This window comes from Microcoleus sp. S28C3 (genome assembly GCF_036700785.1).
Classification (GTDB): domain Bacteria; phylum Cyanobacteriota; class Cyanobacteriia; order Cyanobacteriales; family Microcoleaceae; genus Microcoleus; species Microcoleus asticus.
Genome location: NZ_JAUBPO010000108.1, coordinates 1 through 24,409 on the forward strand (window position 1 = coordinate 1; position 24,409 = coordinate 24,409).

At 44.0% G+C, this 24,409-nt stretch carries 13 protein-coding genes; 6 read left to right on the top strand and 7 right to left on the bottom strand.

Going from position 1 to position 24,409, the window contains the following annotated elements:
* Positions 1–100 precede the first annotated feature (100 nt).
* From QUA13_RS26000 to QUA13_RS26025, 6 genes are all read left to right on the top strand, one after another.
* Positions 101–1,282, top strand: a complete 1,182-nt coding sequence (locus tag QUA13_RS26000; protein ID WP_333203165.1) for a GTPase — start codon at positions 101–103, stop codon at positions 1,280–1,282.
* Between the two features lie 118 nt (positions 1,283–1,400).
* Positions 1,401–1,940, top strand: coding sequence for a Uma2 family endonuclease (locus tag QUA13_RS26005; RefSeq protein WP_333203167.1), 540 nt, complete (start codon positions 1,401–1,403; stop codon positions 1,938–1,940).
* A gap of 239 nt (positions 1,941–2,179) precedes the next feature.
* Positions 2,180–2,497 (top strand): 2Fe-2S iron-sulfur cluster-binding protein, encoded by a 318-nt coding sequence (locus tag QUA13_RS26010; protein WP_006631117.1) that lies wholly within the window; start codon positions 2,180–2,182, stop codon positions 2,495–2,497.
* Between the two features lie 57 nt (positions 2,498–2,554).
* Complete coding sequence (locus tag QUA13_RS26015) at positions 2,555–2,746, top strand: hypothetical protein (RefSeq protein WP_172184567.1); 192 nt, start codon at positions 2,555–2,557, stop codon at positions 2,744–2,746.
* Positions 2,743–3,933 (top strand): DUF3326 domain-containing protein, encoded by a 1,191-nt coding sequence (locus QUA13_RS26020; RefSeq protein WP_333203169.1) that lies wholly within the window; start codon positions 2,743–2,745, stop codon positions 3,931–3,933. Before QUA13_RS26015 ends, QUA13_RS26020 begins: the two co-directional genes overlap by 4 nt.
* Positions 3,934–3,964: 31 nt before the next feature.
* Positions 3,965–4,558 carry a CPBP family intramembrane glutamic endopeptidase gene (locus QUA13_RS26025; RefSeq protein ID WP_333203171.1) on the top strand — a complete coding sequence of 198 codons (594 nt, stop codon included), beginning with the start codon at positions 3,965–3,967 and terminating at the stop codon, positions 4,556–4,558.
* A 346-nt stretch (positions 4,559–4,904) separates the two neighbouring features.
* Here the strand turns inward: QUA13_RS26025 and QUA13_RS26030 are convergent, their stop codons facing one another.
* The 7 genes from QUA13_RS26030 to QUA13_RS26055 form a co-directional block, all read right to left on the bottom strand.
* The gene (locus QUA13_RS26030; RefSeq protein ID WP_333203173.1) at positions 4,905–5,939 is read right to left on the bottom strand and encodes a methyltransferase; all 1,035 of its coding nucleotides are present in this window, start codon (positions 5,937–5,939) and stop codon (positions 4,905–4,907) included.
* A 209-nt stretch (positions 5,940–6,148) separates the two neighbouring features.
* Complete coding sequence (locus QUA13_RS26035; protein ID WP_333203175.1) at positions 6,149–10,006, bottom strand: beta-ketoacyl synthase N-terminal-like domain-containing protein; 3,858 nt, start codon at positions 10,004–10,006, stop codon at positions 6,149–6,151.
* Entirely contained in the window at positions 9,993–15,770 is a 5,778-nt protein-coding gene (locus QUA13_RS26040; RefSeq protein WP_333203177.1) for an amino acid adenylation domain-containing protein, read from the bottom strand. Before QUA13_RS26040 ends, QUA13_RS26035 begins: the two co-directional genes overlap by 14 nt.
* Before the next feature lie 332 nt (positions 15,771–16,102).
* Complete coding sequence (locus tag QUA13_RS26045; RefSeq protein ID WP_333203179.1) at positions 16,103–21,793, bottom strand: AAA family ATPase; 5,691 nt, start codon at positions 21,791–21,793, stop codon at positions 16,103–16,105.
* 704 nt (positions 21,794–22,497) lie between these two features.
* The gene (locus QUA13_RS32865; protein WP_445242747.1) at positions 22,498–22,632 is read right to left on the bottom strand and encodes an IS1/IS1595 family N-terminal zinc-binding domain-containing protein; all 135 of its coding nucleotides are present in this window, start codon (positions 22,630–22,632) and stop codon (positions 22,498–22,500) included.
* 154 nt (positions 22,633–22,786) lie between these two features.
* Positions 22,787–23,191, bottom strand: a complete 405-nt coding sequence (locus QUA13_RS26050; protein WP_172184595.1) for a TIGR02588 family protein — start codon at positions 23,189–23,191, stop codon at positions 22,787–22,789.
* Positions 23,188–24,042 (bottom strand): TIGR02587 family membrane protein, encoded by an 855-nt coding sequence (locus QUA13_RS26055; RefSeq protein WP_333203181.1) that lies wholly within the window; start codon positions 24,040–24,042, stop codon positions 23,188–23,190. Before QUA13_RS26055 ends, QUA13_RS26050 begins: the two co-directional genes overlap by 4 nt.
* Positions 24,043–24,409 lie beyond the last annotated feature (367 nt).

Consider the following 24,409-nt stretch of genomic DNA (forward strand, 5'->3'; position numbering starts at 1 on the left):
CTCTCGTCCCCTCGCTATCTCTGAACTCCTCACCTTTCGGGGGTTTCAATATCTCACTCCTTAAGAGAACAGTGTCCCACCATTATCGGAGCAAACCGCCATGTCAGACGACTTTTCCTTAGACGAGCTTTTAAATAGAAGTTACTACGCCTTCAAAGATGCAGAAAACCAAGTGGGACAGTGCAATGTTTTAGTCATCGGCAAAACCGGTGTCGGCAAAAGTACCCTGATAAATTCCGTTTTTCGCCAACGCTTAGCAGAAACCGGAGTCGGCCGCCCCATCACTCAAGGCATTCGCCAATATACCAAACCTAATTGCCCGATTACAGTCTACGATACTCCCGGACTCGAACTCAACGCCGAACAAATTAAAGTTATTCAATTAAACGTTGCTAAACTAATTGAAGACCAAAGACTCCTGCACCCTAAAGAACACATTCACGTCATCTGGTACTGCATCAATCACAGCGCCAATAGAATAGAATCTGTGGAGGAAAGCTGGCTAAAAGAAATGGAAGTCAAAGATGTACCAGTGATTTTAGTGCTGACTCAGACGACATCTAAAAAGCCGAGCGAGTTTTTCAAGCAACTGGAACACATGAATTTGCCAGTCAGTCAAATTATCCCCGTCATGGCTGAACCGGAAGAAATTGATGAGGATTATACAGTAAAATCTCACGGTTTAGATAAGTTGGTAGATGCAACTTTTCAACTGCTGCCCGAAGTAGCTAAAAAAGCTTTTGTTAAAGAACAAATTGCCAATATTGCGCTCAAATCAGATATGGCATTTAAGTATCTAAGTGCTTATGTTGCAGGTTCTGCCATTGTCGGTGCGACTCCTGTACCCTTTGCTGATGCGCCGATTTTGATGACGATGCAAACGGCAATGATTGCTAATATTACTGTGATTTTTGGAATGCCCTTTGATAAGGGGTTTATTTCGGCGATGCTGTCTGCTATTAGCGGCACAGGTGGGGTGACTGCTGTTGGCAGAAGTATTGTGACTAATTTGATTAAAATGATTCCGGGTGCTGGTACGGTTGTGGGCGGTGCTATCTCCGGTGCAACGGCAGCAGCTCTCACGCTTGCCCTCGGTTTGGCTTACATTGAAGTGCTTAAAGCTTATATGAAAGCTCAAATTAATGGGGAAGAACTTTCTTTGCAGCAGTTAACCAAGATGTTTGTGGAAATGTACAAAGATTATGCTAGTTCTGGGCGTAAAACTTTGAAGGATGAGCAACAGAATCAACCTAAACCTCCCAATCAAATTAATATTGAGTAAATTGGCCATGGGGCATAGGGCATAGGGCATAGGTTATTTGTTAGTTCCAATTCCCAATTCCCCATTACCAATTGATTGCTACAATATCAGTGAATTCTGCATAAGGGAGTAAATAGCTATGGTAATGGCTGCCGTTTTATCAGAAAATGTTTCTCTAGAAGACTTCATGGCTAATCCCCCCGAGTGCATGGAATGGGTGGACGGGCAAATCGCGGAGAAAAATGGCATGACAGTAAAACACAGTCGAATCCAATCTAGACTAGATCGTTCTTGGGGAAACTACAAAGATTCTAGCGGACAAGGCGGCGAAGTTTATGTCGAAGTTCCTTGTCGTACTGACAGGCGAGTGCGCCGTGCTGATGTAGCTTATCTGACTCCTGAACTTGTGGCTCAATTTGGCGATGTTCCTACTTTGCCTCAAAGTCCGCCGCTAATTGCTGAAATAGTTTCTCCTATTGATAGTGCGGAAGAGATTTTTCTTAAAGCACAAGAGTATTTAGATTCTGGTTGTCTGGAAGTTTGGATAGTTTTTCCAGAAAGTCGCTGGATATTGATCGTGACTCAAACTCAAAAGTTAAGCTTTAACCAGGGTTCTACCGTCAGCACTCAGTTAGTGCTGGCGGGTTTTAGTGTGGCTGTTGAGGACTTGTTGGCTTGAAGGCAAAAATTAGTTACATATAAGCGCTTTCTGGCAGAGTTCGCCCGCGATCCTCGTGATAATTTGTGAAACAGTCCTTGACAAAATGCCGATCGCCCCAGGCAATTAATAAAAATTTTTAGCAATAAAAAGTGCAGTTGTAAATTTGCACAAAATCACCAACAGCGGTAAAATACTCATTGCTTTGTTTGCAAATCTAGCGTAAATTCCAATTGGGAATTAAAACGAATAATTGAAATATGTCTAAGACTTACACTGTTGAATTGATCCACCAAGGCTCTACCTATACGGTTGAAGTGCCGGAAGATAAACAAATTCTGCAGGCGGCCAATGCTGCGGGCATCGATCTGCCGAACTCTTGCAATGCGGGGGTTTGTACTACTTGCGCCGCTAAAGTTATTGAGGGTGAAGTTGAGCAAGTTGATTGCATGGGCGTCAGTCCCGAACTTCAGGCAGAAGGTTATGTGTTGCTGTGCATTGCTTATCCCCGATCGAACTTGAAGATAGAAACCGAAAAAGAAGACATTGTGTACGATCGCCAGTTCGGCAAATCCTAGGACTAAGCTAAAATTTAGCTAAGTACCGATCTCCGTAAAACCACTATGGATCGCCCGATGACTACCCATTTCATTTCCGCAGAAGTTGACCTCCACGATACCGCCGAAGAATTGCACTCGGCGATTGAAATTGAACTGCAAAAGCACGGCGAACCCCTGCGGTGGGCAGTCACAGACGTGGATGTCGATCGGCAAAAGGCTGTGGTAGAAGGCTACGTGCTCGTGGAAGCATCCCCCGTAACAGTGTGAACCGGCGCCCTTTAACAGTGGTTTTGATAGTCCCCACAGGCGTTGGAGCCTCGATGGGTGGGTTTGCAGGAGATGCGCTGCCCGTTGCTAGGGCGATTGCCCAAATTTCAGATACCCTGATCACTCACCCCAACGTCCTCAACGGCGCTCAACTTTATTGGCCGATACCTAACGCTCTCTACGTTGAAGGTTACGCCCTTGACAAATTTGCTGCCGGATGCTGGGGCTTACAGCAGGTACATCAAAATCGCATCGGCTTAATCCTAGATTGCGCGATCGAACCAGACTTGCAGTTGCGGCACTTGCAAGCCGTTGATGCTGCTAGAGCCACATTAGGTTTGAATATAACGGATTGCATTTTAACCGATCGCCCCCTGCAAGTAGAATTGCGTATTTCTGAATCAGGGGCATCCTGGGGGACGATCGGCAATCCAGACAGTTTATTGCGCGCTGCAGAAAAATTGATCGAACAAGCAAGAGTAGAGGCGATCGCAGTTGTGGCCAGATTTCCCGACGATGAAGGCAGCCTCGCCCTCGAAAACTACCGCCGCGGCAAAGGAGTTGACCCCCTCGCCGGCGCGGAAGCTGTCATCAGCCACCTCATCGTCAGGACGTTTAAAATCCCCTGCGCCCACGCCCCCGCGTTGTCTGCGCTTCCCCTCGATCCGCACCTGTCCCCGCGATCGGCTGCTGAGGAAATCGGCTATACTTTCCTACCTTGCGTGCTTGCCGGCCTCAGCAAAGCTCCCCAATTTGTCACTCCTACTCTGGGAGAGGCATCTTGCCTGTCGCAGGTATGGGGCGGGCAAGATGCCCGCACGCAGGTATGGGGCGGGCAAGATGCCCGCACCACAAGAGAGAACTTCTATGCAAACAGGCGAGATTTCGAGTCCCAGGATTTGTGGGCCGATCGAGTCGATGCGGTGGTGATACCCGCCACAGCCTGCGGCGGCAGTGCTATTCTGAGTTTGAGTGCGCGATCGTCGGTACAAATCATCGCTGTGGGCGACAACAAAACCCAGATGCAGGCGACTCCAGAAAAACTCGGAATCAAAGCTTTGCAGGTAAACTCATATTTAGAGGCGATCGGAGTTTTGGTCGCTTTGCGAGCCGGCATCAGTCCAGCTTCCTTGGGTGCAGACATCTCCTCCCTGCGTTGTTTGTCTGACTCAACAAAACAAATCTAAAATCTAAAACCTCAAATCTAAAAGTGATTAAGTGGCAGAAAAACTTCCCGGAAATCCTGAAATTGAACCCTTGACGCGCACCCAAGTTTTAGTAGCAATGGGCGTGACAGCAATTATGTTGCTGGCGGTAGCTAAATTGTGGTTGCTATTTGGATCGGTATCGCTTTTGCCAGTCAAATTGATAGGAATGGACTTGCTCAAAGGATGTGCGCTCGGACTGGCAATTACAGGCGGCAGTGCGATCGTTTATCACCTCTGGCCGGGTTATCGCCGGAGTGCAGACGTTTACTTGGAAGTAGTGCTCAAACCTTTGTTTTGGCCTGATTTAATTTGGCTGGGACTGCTGCCGGGACTTAGCGAAGAATTGCTATTTCGAGGGGTGATGTTGTCTGCTTTGGGATTGAATGTTACCAGTTTAGTTTTATCGAGTTTTTGTTTCGGCATTCTGCACTTGGGAGCCATGGATCAGTGGCCTTATGCTGTTTGGGCAACGGCTGTCGGATTGCTGTTGGGTTACAGCGTTTTAGCTACTGGAAATTTGTTAGTGCCAATTACGGCTCATATCTGCACGAATTTGATTTCTAGCTGTGTTTGGAAGTGGGAAAATCATGCGGTGAAGCGGTAGGATAGATGGATATCGACCATAAACCGGGCGATTGAAATCGCTAACAAGGCGATCGCACAGTCAAAGTCCGATCGTTTTTTCGCTTGGCTGCAACATAATGGTGAGGTATTTGCCTGACACATAGCCAGTTCGATGCTCTGTTTGGACTCAAAATTTGTTCAACTCCCGATAATAGCAATTATGAAAAATATTCCTACAGTCATGAGGTTGGATTGCACTTCGTTCCACCCAACCTACTTTTGTTATTGTTGCAGAATTTTTCAGAATTGCTATAAGAGGATGGAGATTAATTGAGCAATAGGAATCCTACACCAGAATAATCCCGGTGTTTTTAGAGCTGGGAATGTCAAGCAGGTTTCGCCTCGATCACACTTACTGGCCCTTTTGTTTCTATCATATTAGTCACTTTAAACCCTGCGGAAGAAAGTAAATTATAAAATTCATCCTTTGTCCGCATAAAAGTACCCCCCAGAATGAACAAAGTTAAGCTACCCATGCCAATAAATGGCGACATTTTGCCTTCAGGCAACATAAAATCAACAATCATCAGCCGATCTTTAGCTGTCATAGCTTGATAGCAATTTTTAAGAATTGTAATAGCATGACCATCGTCCCAATTGAGGAGAACACGAGAGAGTAAGTAAAGATCGCCACTAGGGGGAACCGCCTCAAAAAAGCTGCCTCCAACTATTTGACACCTATCTGCAACTCCAGCCACTTCCAAAACCGGATTTGCATCGACAACAACATCTTCGCGATCGAACAAAATAGCTTGTAGCTTGGGATTCGCATTCAGAATCACAGCCGTTAGAGTTCCAATTCCCCCTCCAACATCCACAAGTGTCTTAACGTCTGAAAAATCATAAGCTTCAAGCACCGGAAGCAGCCACTCCCTTGTTGTCTCCTTCATCCACTCATTAAAATTTACTGCAGCATCAGAATTCTGCTTTAAATAGCTATAAAGATTAGTCTTAAAAGTATGTTCAAATGGAGTTTCTCCACTCTTTATACCGTAGAGTAAATTCCCCCATCCCTGATAGAGTTCGTCACCCATTCCCAAAACCGTACCTCGTAAAGAATCAGAAGTACCGGTCAGGAGATGTTTTCCCAGAGAATTTAAGCAAAACTTTTCATTATCTTCGAGAGAAAATACACCAACGCTTACTAGCATACGCATCAGGTGATAAATACCCTGAGAATTTACACCAGCAGCTTTCGCAAGTTCATCAGCAGTCTTAGAACCATCACTCAGAATATCTGCAATTTCTAGTTTTGCCGCTACAAAAAGAGCCTGGGATATTTTAAACCCATACATCATTTCTAGTAGCACTGAGGATGAGCTTTCACCTTCGGATTGGGTCTTTTCGGTGTATAAAGTCATAATTTTCCTTATTTTTCCTTTATTTTACCTTATTTGTCGTCAGCCAACAGGTTTGTGTTGACAGTTGTGGATATGTTAGGATTTTAATAGGTAAGTTGTTGGGCTTTAGCCCTCTTAATGCGTCCAAGGGCAACAACCTACCTACTTAGATGGGATAAGGTAAGTTGTTGGGCTTTAGCCCAGGAGTGCGCTGAAGCCCAACAACTTACCTAAATTAGATGCCTTGCCTCATCAAGGTAGACTCTAAGTTGTTTGGTCATAACCTGAACATGAGGTGGGTAATTCATAGTAATATGATTTCCTGGCACTTCTATAACTTCTACCCCCCCTGGAGCAACATCGATCCAAGGTAATTCAGGATTTTTGGCATTAACTTCATTTTGTTCTGTAGCACGGAAAAATATAATTCGCTCTCCATAAGCTTGAGGAATGTAATTTCGCATTGCTTGAGCGTGTACTTTAAACAGATGAAGAAACTGGCGAATCTGAGCTAAACCAAAATCGGGAGGAACTACCCTATTAGCAATCTTTACCTGCTCCAAAAAGTAGAGAAGTTGCTCATCTGGCTCAAGTTTTTGAAGAACATCCATAGAAAGAGACAGATTGAAACCAACGCCTAGTAAATATAGCAAAATTGCTGTATCATCTTCAGTCGCTAGAACTGGCATTTGACCTGGCCCAGGAGTATCTATTAAAGTTAGCAGTGCTATCTTTTCACCTTGGGCATTGAGTTGCTGTGCCATCTCAAAAGCAACAGTACCTCCAAAGGAAGAACCACCCAAAAAATAGGGGCCTTCAGGTTGTTTGAGCCGCACTACTTCGATATAGCGAGCTGCCATTTCTTCAACACTAAAAGACTCAGTTTCCCCGTCTGAGACGTGGGCTTGTATTCCAAAAACAGGTTGATCGGAACCTAGATAACGCGCTAAATCCCGATAAATGTAAACGTGACCACCTACCGGATGAACTAAGAACAAAGGTTGTTTAAAACTACCGCGCTGAATTTCTACTAACAATGACTCAGAAGCTTGCTCGCTTTGCTGTTTCTCAATCTCCGAGAAATTTGAGTTATCTTTAATTAATGCAGCCAAAGCTACAATAGTAGATGATTGCAATAGGCTATGGGGAGACAAAGACTGTTGCAGTGCTTCGTTTAATTTAGTTATTAGTTGAACTGCTAATAATGAGTCGCCGCCTAAATCAAAAAAGTCATCATGAATTCCTATTTGCTCAATACCGAGGAATTCTTGCCAGATACTAGCAATAGTTTGCTCAATCTCATCTCTAGGAGCAATATAGCTATTTTGCAAGTTTGGTCGAGAATGGAGTGATGCTGATTCTAATTTTTGCGACGTTTCCTCTGGTAAAGATACAATTTTAATTGGTTGCTCGATTCCTGGTGCTTCAATCCAGTAACGTTGGCGCTCAAACGGATAGGTTGGCAATGGGAGACGATAACGCTGCTCATCAGCATAAAATTTAGACCAATCTATTTGTACTCCTCCTAACCAAAGTTTACCCAATGTAGTAAGTAAGAAAGCTACATCTGAACTTTGGTCTTGCGGATGGCGCAATGAAGAAATTACAATCTGCTCAGCCCCCTTATTTGGATGCTGTTTTGCTAGCGTGTTTAATGTCCGTCCGGGTCCCACTTCTAGCAATATTTGATTTTGGTCTTTTAATAGCTGTTGTAAGCCTTCTGCAAACCTTACTGTTTGCCGCAGATGTTGAGCATAATAACTAGGATTTGTCGCCTCCGTCGCTGTAATCCAATTACCAGTAACGTTGGAGACGTATGGAATTTTAGGCGAGTTCAGCTTAACTTTTTTCACCTGTGCGGTGAATGGTTCTAAAATTGGCTCCATCATCTGTGAATGGAAGGCATGGGAGGTGTGCAGGCGGCGACACTCTACACCTTTTGCGAGTAGTTCTTGTGCCAATTCATCTACGTCATCAGTAGCACCTGAAACCACGCTCATAGATGCTCCATTAATCACAGCTAAATCAAGTTTATTGCCCAAAAATGGTTGCACTTGCTGTTCTGGAAGTGGAACTGCAAGCATAGAACCACTCGGCAATTGTTGCATTAATTTACCTCGTGCAGCTACCAAGGATAAGCCATCTTCCAAGGAGAAAACACCAGCAAAACAAGCTGCGACATATTCACCAATGCTATGACCAATCATCGCTTTGGGATTCACTCCCCAAGACATCCACAACTTAGCTAAAGCATACTCGATCGCAAAGAGTGCTGGTTGTGTAATCGCCGTCTGTTTTAGTTGGTTTGTAGCTGCTTCTGCTTGTGCTTCACTAGGATAAATTACGTCGCGTATATCAAGTCCCAAGTGAGGTTTAAGAATCTCCGAACATAGATCGATTTGTTCGCGAAAGGTTGTTTCAACTTGGTAGAGTTCCAAGCTCATATTGATGTACTGCGAACCCTGTCCTGAAAACATAAATACGACAGGTCGATCTTTGGACTCTTGGAAGCTGGTAAAAACTTTTTTAGAATCAAGATTGTCGAGGGCAGTAATACCCTCTTCAATGTAATTACAAACTACTATCCGTCTATGGCTGAAAGCTCTTCTACCAACTTGAAGTGTGTAAGCAACATCAGCAAGATTTTCATCTGGATGCTGCTTTAAATAGTTGCTCAAATTTACTGTTGCACTATCAAGTGCAGAGCTAGTTTTTGCAGATAAAACCAACAGTTGTGATGGTCGGGATTCTCCAGATTTTTCTATACTAGGCGCTTCTTCAAGAACTACATGAGCATTAGTTCCACCAATGCCAAAGGAACTAACTCCAGCACGGCGCGGCGTTTTACCTGCTTTCCATTCGGAAAGTTTAGTATTAACGTAAAAGGGACTGTTGGCAAATTCAATCTTGGGATTGGCTTGTTCAAAATGCAAGCTAGGTGGTATTAACTTATGTTTGAGAGCCTGAACAGTTTTGATTAACCCAGTGACACCAGCAGCAGTATCCAAATGTCCGATATTGGTTTTGGCTGAACCGATCGCACAAAAGCCTTTTTTCTTAGTTTCAAGTGAGAAAGCTTGTGTCAACGCGGCAATTTCGATCGGATCTCCTAGGGGTGTTCCGGTTCCGTGAGCTTCTATATAGCTGACGGTTTCAGGGGGAATTTCTGCTAGTGCTAGAGCATCTGCGATCGCCTGCGCCTGACCATCTATACTGGGAGCTGTATAGCCAATTTTAAAAGCACCATCATTATTGAGCGCAGAACCTTTAATCACCGCATGAATATAATCTCCATCCGCGATCGCCTCCTCTAATCTTTTCAAAACCACAATTCCCACACCGCTACCGCTAACAGTTCCCTGTGCTTTAGCATCAAAGGCTCTACAATGTCCGTCTGGTGAAAGAATCATTCCCTCTTTATAAAAATATCCTGCCTTTTGGGTAACGCCTATAGAAACCCCACCAGCCAAAGCCATATCGCATTGGTAATTCAGCAAGCTTTGGCAAGCCATGCTAATCGCAACCAATGAAGTAGAACAGGCTGTTTGGACACTAATACTCGGCCCTTTCAAGTTTAATTTGTAAGAAACGCGAGTTGCCAGGAAATCTTTCTCATTGGCGATCGCAAGCTGATACTCTCCAACGGATTCTCTAAGTTGGTGATTGGGATAAAGGTTATTCAAAAAATAAGTATTGAAACTCCCTGCGCCTGCGTAAACCCCTATCGAACCTTCGTAAGTTTCCGAGTTATAGCCAGAACTTTCTAGAGCCTGCCAAGCTGACTCCAAGAAAAATCGGTGTTGTGGATCTGTAATTTCAGCTTCTCTAGGATTAAACCCAAAGAATGAAGCATCAAATAACTCAATATCTTCTAGTACCCCTCTGGCTTTTACATAGCGCGGATCGCGCACCACTGATTCGTCAATACCTAAAGATTCTAGTTCTTGTTCGGAGAAGAAAGAAATAGATTCTACACCATCACGTAGATTTTCCCAAAAATCATCCACATTTTTAGCACCAGGAAAACGACCTGCCATGCCGATGATAGCGATACCTTCTATAGAGTCGGGTGTTTCAGAGTTGTCCATTTTTATTCTTTCCTTGCAAGCGCTGTTTTTGCTTTTGGCGAGTGATTGCGTCTTTTTGTTTATTGATGCGCTCTTGACTTTGCCTTAAAGAGGATTTTTGCTCTGGCTCTTCACTTAAATATTTCGCCAAAGAGCTGATGGTTGGATATTTAAACATTTCAATAATGGAAACCTCTTTGTCCACCACTTCACGCAATTGGCTATGAGCCTGAGCCATCAGTAACGAATGACCACCTATATCGAAGAAATTATCATCTACACCTACTTTTTCTAAGTGTAATACCTGTTGCCAAACTGTAGCGATGGATTTTTCAATCTCAGTTTGGGGTGCGATATAAGTTATTTCCAACTGTGGGTTAATAGCATCGGGAGCTGGCAGAGCCTTGCGGTCTACTTTACCGTTGGGTGTTAGGGGCAAATGATTCAAAAATACAAAGCTGGAAGGGATCATATAGTCAGGCAGTTTCTGCTTCAGAAAGCCGCGTAAGCTGCCGACTGTTGTGCGTTGCAAAACTTTCAAGAAGCCCTGAGTTTCCATAAGATACTCTATGCTTTGTTGAACTAGAATCTGCTGACTCTGGGTGAGGGCGAACAGAATCCCACATTGCTGTCCTTGTCGCCAGACGAGCCTGCCGTGCAACCATTGCTCCTCACTCAAACCCGGTAGACGCAGGTACAGGCGGACGGGTTGACCGGGTTGACAAGCCTCTGGTACGCCTACTATACAGACACCACCAATGGAAATGTCTTCTGTGCGAAGTTCCACCGTATGACTTCCGCCAAATTCTGCCAGACACGAGCTTTGATAAGGCACTCGTTCAGGTCTGAGGTTAGAAGTAATATAAGCTACTAGGCGCTGGTTGCCGGAGGCATCCTCGCGGTTGATAACTAGAGACTCCTGTATATCCGGGTGTTGGCTCAATACGGCCTCAATTTCGCCGAGTTCGATGCGGAAGCCCCGAATTTTTACTTGGTGATCGATGCGACCTAGAAACTCGATATTGCCGTCGGGTAGGTAGCGGGCTAAGTCGCCAGTTTTGTAGAGGCGAGAACTTGATTCGTTGCTAAAGGGGTTGGGAATAAAGCGATCGGCTGTTAGGTCGGGTCGGTTGAGGTAGCCCCGCGCTAAACCAGCACCGCCAATATACAATTCTCCCGGAATGCCGATCGGGACAGGTTGTTTTTGGGCATCTAGAATATAGACCTGCGTGTTGGCAATGGGCCGACCGATTGGCGGTAGCTCTTTACTATCGGTACATTCGGCGATGGTGGCACAGACGGTGGATTCGGTCGGCCCATAAGCGTTAAAGAACCGACGACCTGATGACCATTTGGCTATGAGGTCCCGGGAGCAGGCTTCTCCAGCGACTATTATTGTCCGCAACGCTGGTAGTTCATTGGCGGGCAGTACCGCTAGCACTGATGGTGGTAGCGTAACAGTCGCGATCGCATAGTCGCGCAATAGCTGAATCAGAGCTGCTCCAGGTAGCAGGGAGTCCCGCGTTCCCATTACTAGCGTCGCTCCTACCCTCAAGGCCATGACCACCTCCCAGATCGAGGCATCGAAGCTCACAGAGGCGAATTGGAGGACACGGCTGTTAGGTTCCAGATTGAAGATCCGCATCTGTGCTGTAGCTAGGTTGCTTAGCCCAGAGTGCGGCACTAGAACTCCTTTTGGTCTGCCTGTAGAACCCGAAGTGTAAATCACATAAGCCAGGTTCTCAGGGGTTAAGCTGCATCGAGGGTTTTCCTCACTCTGTCGCTTAATGATTTCCCAGTCTGTGTCTAGGCAAACGATACGCCCTTGATGTTTGGGAATAGATTCAACTAACTGCGCCTGAGTCAGCAGCACTGGTACAGAGGAATCTTCTAGCATGAAAGCTAAACGGTCTGGGGGATAAGCCGGGTCTAGCGGCACATAAGCCCCACCAGCTTTAAGAATGCCAAGAAGCCCCACCACCATTTCTAGCGATCGCTCTACACAGATACCAACCAATACCTCTTGCCTCACACCCAAATTCCGCAGGTGGTGCGCTAACTGATTCGCTCGTTGGTTGAGCTCTTTATAAGTCAGTTGCTCATCTTCAAAGACTAATGCAATAGCGTCGGGCGTTAGCTCTACCTGCTCTTCAAACAACAGGTGTATACAAGCATCTTTAGGGTAATCAGTTTCGGTATGATTCCACGCCGCTAACTGCTGCCGCTCAAACTGGGTTAAAAGAGGCAACTCGGAAATTTTCTGCTCTGGGTTGGCGACAATGCCTTCGAGTAAAGTCTGAAAATTTCCCAACATTCTACGAATAGTCGCAGCATCAAATAAGTCAGTGTTGTACTCAAGGCGACCAATGATGCCTGATGGTCTCTCATCAAGCTCAAGGTACAGATCAAACTTGGCTGCGCCGGTATCGACATCTAGCTGGCTAATTCTCCACCCATCCATTTCGGCAAGCGGGGGTTCAAGGACAAACGCAACTTGAAATAGAGGGTTATGGCTCAGATTCCGCTCTGGCTGTATTTCTTCCACTAGCTTCTGGAAGGGCAATTCTTGGTGAGCATAAGCCCCTAATGTCACCTCCCGTACCCTCATAAGCAATTCCTCAAAACTGGGGTTGCCAGAAAGGTCAGTACGCAGAACTAAAGTGTTGAGGAAGTAACCAATCATCCCCTCTAGCTCTTGTCGGTGGCGGATGTTAGCGGTAGTACCCACAGGAATATCGGTCTGCCCTGTATAGCGGTAGATCAAGGTCTGGAACGCTGCCATCAACATCATAAACAGAGTGACACCCTCCCTACGGCTAAGATCCTTAAGCATCTCGGTTAGGCTCAGAGGTAGGGCTAAACATTGCCTCGCACCGTGAAAAGTCTGCACTGCCGATCGCATTCGGTCAGTTGGCAGTTGCAGTGTTGGCAGATTAGCTAATTGCTGCTTCCAGTATCTCAGTTGGTTTTCCATTACCTCGCCCTGTAGCCATTGCCGTTGCCAGTAAGCAAAGTCCGCAAACTGAATAGGCAATTCTGGGAGGGCTGAGGGCAAGCCTAAAGAAAAGGCGGTGTAGAGTTCTGCGAGTTCCTTCAATAAAACGCTGTATAGAGAAATAGCATCAATAATGATGTGGTGTATGGTCAGGAACAACCTGTAATCTGTCTCCCCCAACTGCATGAGAGTACCCCGCACCAGCGGCCCTTGGGCGAGGTTAAAAGGCTGCTTCGCTTCCAAAGTTGCCAGTCGCAAGGCTTCAGTCTCCCGTTCTGCCTTTGGAAATTCCTCAAGATTCACCACTGGCAAAGCAAAATTAAAAGCATCTTGAATCACCATCACTGGTTGCCCATTTACCAGAGCAAAGGTCGTTCGCAAAATTTCGTGACGCTTGATGATTTCGCTGATGCTAAGCTCTAGTGCGACAATATTGACGGAACCAGGCAGGCGAATGGTAATCGGTTCGTTATAGAAAGGTGTATCGGGAGCGAGTTGACATAAGAACCACAGTTGTTGCTGGCTGAAGGATAGAGGTAAGTCCCGATCGCGCGAAATTGGTAGAATCGGGGGAGCTTGGGGTATTGGAGCTTTGTGACTGGCGATTTCCAGATTGTGAGCAAGATCGGCTACTGTGGCAGACTCAAACAGGGTACGCAAGGGTAATTCCACCTGGAAGGTGTCTCGCATTCGAGTTGCAATCTGCGTGACTAGCAGAGAGTGACCTCCCAATTCCAAGAATTTGTCGCGAATACCAACTCGCTCTAGTCCCAGAACTTCAGCCCAGATTCCTGCCACTACCTCTTCGACAGGAGTTTGAGGTGCTACATAATCTTGTGCTACTTCGGAAATTTTAATGGCAGGCGCTAATAGCTTCTGCCGATCTATTTTGCCGTTGGGCGTTAGCGGCAAGGTTTTCAGGAACACAAAGCTGGAGGGCACCATGTATTCGGGCAACTTATCTTTCAGGAAGTTACGCAACTTTCCTGCGACGGTGCGTTGCAAAAATTTTAAGAAGCCTTGGGTTTCTAAGAGATAATCTATGCTCTGCTGAATTACAGCTTCTTCAGTGGGTGTGAGAGCTAACTCAATCCCTGCCTGGTTTCCCTCACACCAAGCAACAGTTCCCTCAAAACATTGCTCTTCGGTATTTCCGGGTAGTACGAGGCGCAGACGAACCTGCTTACCTCTTGACCAATCATCGGGAACCCCAACCACGCCGATACCACCGATGGATATGTCTTCTGTTTGTAGTTTAACGGAGCGATCGCCATCAAATTCTGCTAAACACTCACTTTTGAACGGTGTACGTTCTGCGGTAACTTTGGAAACAACATAAGCTATCAAACGCTTCTGTCCGGGTACATCCTCTTGTGCTGCTACTACTGCTACCTGCAAGTCTGGGTGTTGTCCCAGCACTGCTTCAATCTCGCCGAGTTCGATGCGGAAGCCGCGAATTTTAACTTGATGGTCAATGCGGCCTTGAAACTCAATGTTGCCATCCGGCAGATAGCGACCCAAATCGCCTGTACAGTAAAGGCGATCGCCTGTATGAGGATGAGTGATGAAGCGTTTGCTGGTTTTTTCCTCATCTCGCCAATAGCATCTAGCTAAACCAATTCCTCCAATATAAAGCTCCCCTACCTCTCCCTCGTTACATGGATCCATCGCTTCGTTGAGCACGTAAAAATGTTGGTTAGTCATTGACCGACCGTAAGGGATGCTTTTCCATGCTGGGTCAACTGTTTCGATGGGATATAAAATCGACCAGATAGAAGCCTCGGTTGCACCTCCTAAGCCGATAACAGCGGGGGTTGAAAGTTTGCCTATACCAGATGCCAACTCAGTCCCATCTAGCTCCCTCCCTTTAGCAAGGGGAGGGTTGGGGAGGGGTTGATTCAATTCACTCTTGATTAAAGCTTTGATTTGATCTGGCAAAGTCAGCGGTATCCAATCGCCGCTGAGAAGGACTAAGCGCAGAGATGATGGTAAATCTTTGGTATGAGCAGCGGCATAATCCACAAGCATCTGCATCAAGGCGGGTGCGGAATTCCAGATAGTGACTTGTGCTTGCGCGATCGCATCTACCCAGTGAGCTGGATCTGGTGATGCTGAGGGTTGGGGGATTACAACGGTTCCTCCGGCAGCTAGCAAGCCGAAAATGTCATATACCGATAGGTCGAAGCTGAGGGAAGATAGAGCTAAAACGCGATCGCCTGCTCCTACTTCAAAGCGTTGGTTAATATCGATGAGCGTATTAACTGCACCGCTATGCGCGATCGCAACTCCCTTCGGTTGCCCAGTAGAGCCGGATGTGTAAATCACATACGCTAAATTATCTGGTGTCACCTCGCTGTCTGGGTTTTCCTGTGTGAAGCGATCTACTGTTTCTAGATTCCCATCCAAACAGATGACACGCGCTTGGTGTTCCGGAAGAGACGCTACTAAATGCTGTTGTGTAAGCAACACTGGCGTTTGGGAATGCTCCAACATGAATGCCAGTCTGTTTTGGGGATAATTCGGATCTAATGGTACATAAGCTCCCCCTGCTTTAAGAATAGCCAATAAACCTACGACCATCTCTAAAGAGCGCTCCACACAGGCGGCAACCAGTACCTCTGGCCCAACACCCAGAGTCTTGAGATAATGCGCCAACTGGTTAGCTTGGGAGTTGAGATCCTGATAGGTTAGCTGCTTCCCTTCAAAAATTACCGCAATAGCGTCAGGCGATCGCTCTACTTGGAACTCAAATAGCTGGTGAATGCAAGTATCTTGGAAATTACCTAGCATTTTATTCTTCCTTAGATAGGGAAATCCTGGTTTTTTTGAGTTTTTTGCTCCGTTCCCATAAGAGTTGCGGAGTTAATAGCAGACCCTACTTAAAAGGGTGAACTTATTTGAAGAATGTCCTCCCCAAATGACCGTTGATAGCACCGAGTACAACCCAATAACCCACCCTCGGTAGACTTTTGCTGCGATCGCCTAATCACTTTATGATATATGTTAATCTCGGTATGTGCGCGATCGCGGTCAATATTTCATCTACATTTAGGTACGTAGTTGGGCTTTAGCCCCCAAAGAGCGCTGAAGCGCAACTACGTACCTTTGAATCAACCCTTAAGTCAGGTACCTAGTTGGGCTTTAGCCCCCCCCAAGCGCTCAGTTCCCTGCTTGAGTGGAATCTCAATCACGAACTCTGCTCCCTGTCCAGGAGCGGAAATACAAGTCAGCCTACCATGATGTTTTTCTACTACAATCTGGTAGCTAATAGCCAATCCCAAACCAGTGCCAGAGCCAACACGTTTTGTAGTAAAGAAAGGGTCAAAAATCTTCTGGCTTACTTCCTCTGTCATCCCCGCTCCATTGTCGGCAATCCGAATCTCTACTTGGTTAGTATTTATGAGTCTGGTACGAATACGAACTTGTGATTTTTTATTGTGGATTGATGCTATACGAGAAGTCACTAATGATTCCTCTATAGCATCAATTGCATTGCTGAGTATATTCATAAATGCTTGGTTCAGGAAGCCGGCGTAACATTCTATTTCAGGGATCTGACCATACTCTTTAATAATTTCAATTCCAGGATGGTCGGGCTTAGCTTTTAGCTGATTTTGCAACAGTAGCAGAGTGCTATCTAGCCCTTCATGGATATCTACTCGTTTCATTCCGGCCTCATCCAATCGCGAGAAATTCCGCAGCGACAAGACAATCTGGCGGATGCGTTCTGCCCCTTGCTGCATCGAATCAAGCAGTCTAGGAAAATCGGAAGTTAAGAATTCCAGATCGATACTTTCTGCAAAATTCAGAATTTCAGGAGTTGCATTAGGCAATTGATCCTGATAGAGATTCAGCAACCCCAGCAAGTCATGAAAATAGTCACTAGCAGGGGTAAGATTGCCGTATATAAAGTTAATTGGGTTGTTAATTTCGTGAGCGATACCAGCAACCATTTGCCCCAGGCTTGACATTTTTTCAGTTTGAATTAGCTGAGTCTGTGTCGCTTGCAATTCTTTTAGTGTAAGTTCAAGTTGAATTGCTTGTTCTCTCAGCAGGCTATTTTTTTGTTTTAACTGCTGAGTCCTCTCTTCTACTTTTTGTTCAAGCGTTTGGTTGTAATCCTCTAATTGTTCATTAGCTGTTGTCAAGTTTTGAGTAACGGTTTCCAATCTCCCATAGAGCATCGCATTTTTAAGGGATATAGCTATCTGTGAAGAAAGTATTTTTAATAATTCCAGCCTCTCCATTGTAAAGGCACCAGTTGTTATATTATTTTCCAAATAAAGAATACCAATCATCTTGCCTTGATTAATAATAGGCATAGATAAGATTGACTTGGGTTGGGTTTTTATGATGTAAGGATCGTTTATGAATCTTTGTGAAACTGCTGCATCATTTAAAACCACATTTGCTTTAGTTATTCCTACATAATTAATTATGGTAATGGGCAGATTCTCACTGTTTTCTACGGGTGATTCTGAACACAATACAACCACATCTCTCTCCACAACACCTGTAGCTTCTATAACTAACTTTCCATCTTTTTCTAAGATCAGGCACCCTGTTGTAGCTCCTGCATTTTCCATCACAATTTTAAGTAACTTATCTAGCAACTTATCAAGAACTATTTCTTCAGCCAAGGCTAGATATGCTTTGTTAACAGTGGACAAATCCAAAACCGCCGAATTTCCTCCAATGGTCGATGTTGTTGTTCTATTAATCTCTATGCCTCTGGATTCTCGCATCAGCATCTCGGAAAATACCAAAGGATATCTAGACTCTAAATCTTTAACTTTATTTTTAGCTCCCCAACGAATATACCCGTAGTAAGCTTGTGTCAGATAGATGCGAGCAAACTTGTCTCTGCCTAGGGAGAAATAAAACTCGGCTGCTAGTTCAGATGCTAGTGCTTCTTCCTGAATGTATCCTTGTTCTTGAGCTCCCGTTATAGCCAGGTCATAATATTCCATTGCTTCTGCAATTTGCCCTTGAATGCGTGCTTTCTCAGCCTCTACAAGCTCATATTTATGCTGGAAGTTAGATGGACCATTAAATGCCCATTTCTGCATTTGTTGTTGATTAGCTTCTACAATAGCAAGGTATTCTTTTTGCTCCGAGCTTGAAACTTGTGAATACTGAGCAAGGAGAGCCAGCGAATAGTAAAAGTTGTGAGCAGCAGAAACTACCATGCTCATGACACTAACTGCGTGTTCTGCTGCTAAACTGGCGTTAGCAACAGCATTTTTATGTTCTTTAAATAGATAAAATAGAATCGTTTTGGCGAGATAAGCAATAAATAGCAAAATTCTATTGTTAGTTTCAATTAAAACAGGCAACATTTGTGTTTCATTAAAACTCTTGCCAACCAACTGATATTTTGCCTCAGCTTCATTTTTAAGATTTAGAGTCAGTTGGTGGCATATCTGGATGTAGTAGATAGAATAGTCTTGTTTTAGTTTGAATACTAAATTAAGATATTGTTCTTGCTCTTCTTCTATTATATCTAACCGCTCACCCATCAAAAAGATGCCAGAGCAATAGACAGTAGCATTATAGCCCGCATATTCTATATCTCCAGTTTCCAGTCCACTTTGTAGCCCCTCCCTTAGTGATGTTAATGTGTCCTTAATATGAACCTTCCAGGGTCTGATCACACCATGAAATAAATTGCAGACTTTACATTGAAGTTCTCTAGCATTAAATTGATCCAACAGCTTTAAAGCTAACTGACCTGCATGATATGCTGCATTTATATCCCCACTCATTGAATATATAAAATTTCCATAAAAAGCATAAGCAAAAGCAGCCAGTGATGAATGACCCCGTTCAACACAGAGCTTGGTTTGGGTAAGTACAAGCAGTGGCACAATATCTGGCTTGACTGTGCAAGCAGAAGAAATAACGCTCATAAGTATCCGCAAGGCTGCTAATTGATACGGGTCTGTCATTTCAGGGAAATTTTCTAAGTCTGCGAGGTTTGGCAACTCAACCACAAAACCCCCATCACCCTCATTATTTGACAAGGAAACACCCAGCATATCCAGCACTTGCAACCCAGTATCAATGGCTTTTAACATCTGGTTTTGGGCCATATAAAACTGGATTTGTAACTCGTATACTTTCACTCTTTCGAGTAGGGTGTTAGCTTGTTGCAGAACAACTTCAGCAAGAGTAGCTGACTTTTCGTAATTGGTATTGAGATATTCTGCTTCCACCGCTTCTACATAGAGTGCTAGAGTCAGATCGTAGTTACTCTGCCAACTGTTTTCTGCTAAGAGTTTTAACCCTACTCTTAATTGCATGACAGCAGCTTCATAAGCTGACGCTGCTTTGGCTTTTCGACCCGCTATTAAATTTAATTGAGCCAGCTTGTATTTTTCTTCTCGATCGGTAATAAATTCTACTCCGATATTTAGCTGATTAACTATATCAAAGACATTTTCTTCTAGTGCCTCTTGAGGTGTATTATTTAATAGTAGTTGACCAATTTTTAGGTGCGTAGCTTTTTGCTCCTCAGAAGGAATCAGAGAATAAGCCGCTTGCTGCACGCGATCGTGCAAAAATTTGTAGGATACTTTGTAAGTATTAATTTCTGATTGGGTTCCTTGACCACTACCCATTACCAATGACTCATTACTATTGAAGAGTAAAGGAAGTTTAGAGGCACTTTCCCCGATGGGTAAAACTAGGGCTTCCTGAAGCCCGCCCCACAAAGCTGATGCCGTTTCTGATATAGATTTTTCACTTACTATTGCTAAAACGTCTAAATTAAACCTGTTGCCAACACAAGCTGCTAACTTTAAAACTTTCTGGGTGTCGGGAGGCAGTTTTTGAATGTTCTTGGCTATGAGTTCGACGACATTATAATCTGCGATCGCAAGACTTTGAATTTGCCCCATATCCCACTGCCATCTGCCCATCCTGAAGTCAAATGTCAACAGTTTTTCTGCGTAAAGGGAGGTGAGCAGTTGAGTTATAAAAAAGGGATTGCCTTGAGTTTTATTGTAAACTAACTCAGCTAATAACTTGCACTTTTCTATTTCATGGTTATTGTTTTTAGCAAGCAAACTTTTTTGCTTAATTTCTCCGTGTTGCTCGTCGGAAAAACAAGTAACAGGGGGGACTGCTGATGAGCAGTTGTCACCCAACGTGTCAGCAACTAATTGATTTACTGTACTAAGTGTCAACGGTTGGAGGATGATCTTATTTATTATGGCTCCGCATGAATAAATACTATCTAAAGTCTGCATTAAAGGATGAGTTGGGCTAACTTCGTTATCTCGATAGGCTCCAATCACCAATAAATATTGGCTATCTCGATCAGTTAGCAGCACATGAATCAATTTCAAAGAAGCTGAATCTGCCCACTGCAAATCATCTAAAAACAAAACTAGCGGATGTGTTTTTTGGGTAAAAGTATGAATAAATTCTTTAAAAGCAAGATTGAAACGGTTTTGGGATTCGCTTGCCCCTAATTGAGAAATTTCAGGCTGTTCGCCAACAATCAATTCCAATTCGGGAATAACGTCAATTATAACTCTAGTATTTGGACCTAAATCCTTTAAAATCTTCTGTCTCCAAAAGTTAACTTTTTCAGAGCTTTCTGTTAATACTTGGCGAATTAGTTCTTGAAAAGCTTGAATTAACGCTCCATAGGGAATATTCCGTTTAAATTGGTCAAACTTACCTGCGATAAAATAACCCCTTGCTCCGACAATGGGTTTGTGGATTTCATAAACTAAGCAAGATTTACCTATTCCTGAGTAACCGGAAACTAGCACGACCTCGGCTGTTCCAGCGCTAACTCTATCAAAAGCATCCATTAGAGTGGCTACTTGTGTTTCTCGTCCGTACAGTTTTTGTGGGATCAGAAATTGACCGGACTTATCACGCTCACCCGGAATGAAGTTAGAATTTTTGCCAGTTTGTTGTAATTGATTTAGACATTCTTCTAGATCCGCTTTCAGACCATAACCACTTTGATATCTATCTTCAGCAGTTTTGGCTAATAATTTCATCACTATGTTACAAATTGCTTTGATAATCTTACCATTTTGAATTTTAGATGTGGGATTATCGCTCGTAAATTCTAGTCTGCTGTTTTGCTCTTTTGCCATAATTTCCCAGAGTGGGATCGGCTGTTTCGCGATGTGGCAGTGAACTAACTCCATCGGATCTGTAGCCTTAAATGGTAATTCACCGCACAGCATTTCATAGAATGTAATACCTAAAGAGTAGAAGTCTGTCCGATAGTCAATTGAGCGATTCATCCGCCCTGTTTGCTCTGGCGAGATATAGGCGATTGTGCCTTCTAGTAAAGTGGGATGGCTGAGTGTTTGGGTTTCTCTAGACAAGCGCGTGGCAATGCTAAAGTCAGTAATTTTTACTTCTAACGTAGCAGGAGTGATGATGATATTTGTCGGCTTAATATCTTTATGAATAATTTTGTTATCATGCAACTTACCCAGAGTATCTGCTAACTGAATTGCAATTTTTAAGAACTCTTTGAGTTCAAGTTTGCGACCATTCAAAAAGTTTTTGAGGGCTTCTCCTTTTGAATCTTCCAATATCAGTGCTAGACCATGATGATGATTTTCCAATCCATAGGGCTTGACAATACCTTCTAAATTGAGATGTCGGGAGATTTCATATTCATGTCTCAATTGCATAATCTCTTCGAGAGTAGGATATTCTGCGATCAGGGCTTTGATAATCACAGCAATCTGATCTTCCCTCCTCTCTGCGCGATAAACTACTGTATTTAAACCTTCACTAATTTTTTCTATTAGTTTGTAATTTGCCTTGATATTCATAAATATTGTATCTCTGTTAACAGTATTTGATGCTGTGCAAAAGTAAATAGTGGGGGCAGTTTGGCTAAATATTGTTTTGTTTCTTTAATTAATATTGAAACTAGAAAAAAGTATTTTTTCGTTAAGTATCTTAAAAAAGTCTGAATTTTTGTAAAACATATTACCCTTTTTATTTAAGTTTTATATTTTTGATGATAACACATCCCCCAGCTAAGTAGATAGGCGCAAAACAATATAAATGGTCTGTGGGGCGGGTTTAGCCCGTAATCATTGCTAGGAGAGATTTTGCCCTTTTAAAACCCGCCCCGCCCACCTTCGTTTACAGCGGTTTTCAACCGTATTAGGTACAGTAACTACAATGAGTGAAGCAATTTTGGATAGCTTTGAGAGCGATCGAGTCGAATCCGTCCACAAGTGCTGACACTCAGGTGTAATTACTTACGTGCACCAACCCAACGTAGATATTTTTTGAGGTGAAACTCTTCTGCTTTTAATCGGATTTAAATCGGGAGAAAAAGGAGACAGGTAAATAATTCGCTTCTCCTACGGATTCAATCAATCCACCCTTCGGAGTACCCCAGTATATTTCTCGTTAACGTAGGTTTGGAGCGATTGCTGAGAAATCAGGATCGCACGAGCAATCCCGGCAAGTGAAATACGTTCTAACAACAATCGATCAATTAGTTCTCGTGTCTCCTGCTCAATCACCTTATGAATGCGGATGTTCCTACGAATGGCCGATCGCACTTAACACACTTAAACCGCTGTTTACTGTTGTGAATGCGACCGTTTTTGACTGTCTGGCAAGAAGAACAGTTAGGACAAAGAGGCATTGTCATGGATAGATTAGCAAGAACTACTGCTAATCTAGCATCATTACTTCTAGGGGACTACCGGAAAAACCTTGTCTTTTTCCTAATCGCTAGAAAAGCACATCAGTGCCATGTGCTATTTTGTACATAGCACTGATGTATTATTACTTATTTAGCACTACTAAGGTAGTTTATAACTGCTCGATCGCACAATCAACTCACCTTGACTGGGGTCGCGGCTGAAAATAAAAGCTCCTTCTTGAGTTTCGCCGCTTGACAAAAAATCAATTTGCTGATCGCCTGATTCCAAGACTTCGCCGTTGACGCGAAGTTCTGCAATAATTTGCACTAATTCGGCTGTTTCGCCTCCAGTGTTTGTCACTGTAAACGGTACGTAAAATTGGCCTTGAGTTTCGCGAATAGGCGTGTTCCGAGTGACAGAAATAATCGGAGGTTCCTGCTTTTTAGTCACCCAGTTGTAGAGTACGAGCCCGGTGAGGGTAAAAAGGATTAAGCAGGCGATCGCAAATGTCACCCATTCAGCAGGAGTTCTTTTTTTTTGCTGTTCGTTATTACTTTCACTCATACCGCCAACCTCCCCGCTGCGCCGCCAACAGCCGCCGGCAATCCCAATACTAACGTATAGTTCAACCAAATCGACCACGGGTCGTCAAAACTGAGTTTGTGGAAGAAAAACATCATAAATGCAGAAGCCGCCAGCGACACTAAATACGCCATGACAGTTTCGCTGAGGGGACGCTGAAAAATCCCTTGCTGTTGCTGCCGTTTGGCTTGATAAGTAAAGCCTGCTACAAATACAATACCGTAAGAAATGAGCAGCGAAGCGGCGATAATTGCTAATTGCCAAGGCGGCGAAATCGCTGCCGCTAGCATGGGAATTTCGTCAGTTGGGGCTATATTGAAAGCAATTATCATTGCGCCGATTAAAGTAGCGCCAATATCTGCTAAAGTTGGATTAATGGTAGGTTCCTTTTCGCTGTCTGAACTTTGATAGCGATCGCCGCTCAAGAAACCCCTTGCCAGGGCCACTCCCAAGGCAAACGGCAGCCCTTCAAAGATGATTTTACCCAAAGTTTCTTGCAGCGGAGTCTCCGGCGTAATTTCCCTGAGCAAAAACAGGATAAAAGCCGCACAAACAATGCCGATAGCGATTGCTTCTACGCTATCGATTGCAGCTTCTAGCCAGCGGATGCCTTTAGTTTTGCGAAAACCTTCAGTGCGAGTCAGCAAGAAAACGGCGATACAAGTAGTTGCGATCGCGATCGACATTTCCGCTGGTTTAGTATGCGAACCGATCCACCAAACCTCCATCGTATAAAGCAGCGGAATGCCGAATAAAAAGCCGCCCGATGCGCCTCTAATGATGTCGTTTAGTTCATTTAACCACTGATTTTTGCGTCTTTTTGATTTGTTCATGTTTCAGCTAAAAGGCGAATTGAAAAATTGAAAAATTCTGGAAATCGATAATTTGACATATTTCAAGTGTTATGATAGATGGCATCTCCACTCAAATTTGCGCATCAGCCCTTAAAAATTCCTCTCTAGAAATTACCGCCTGAGTACAAATTGCTCTCAGTGTCCCTGATTTTCTTTGATGGTGGTTAGGCATTACTAACGGAGTCTCAGTGCCATCCTGATTCTCTCACACCATGACAATATGTTCGCCTTTTCTAATAATCCGAAAACCCAACAACTGAAATGTTCTGATACCAATTTACTATGAAGTTGCACTTAATATAGCTTCAAGGATATAGTCCCAACCACAGAGGGATAAAACTTCTTC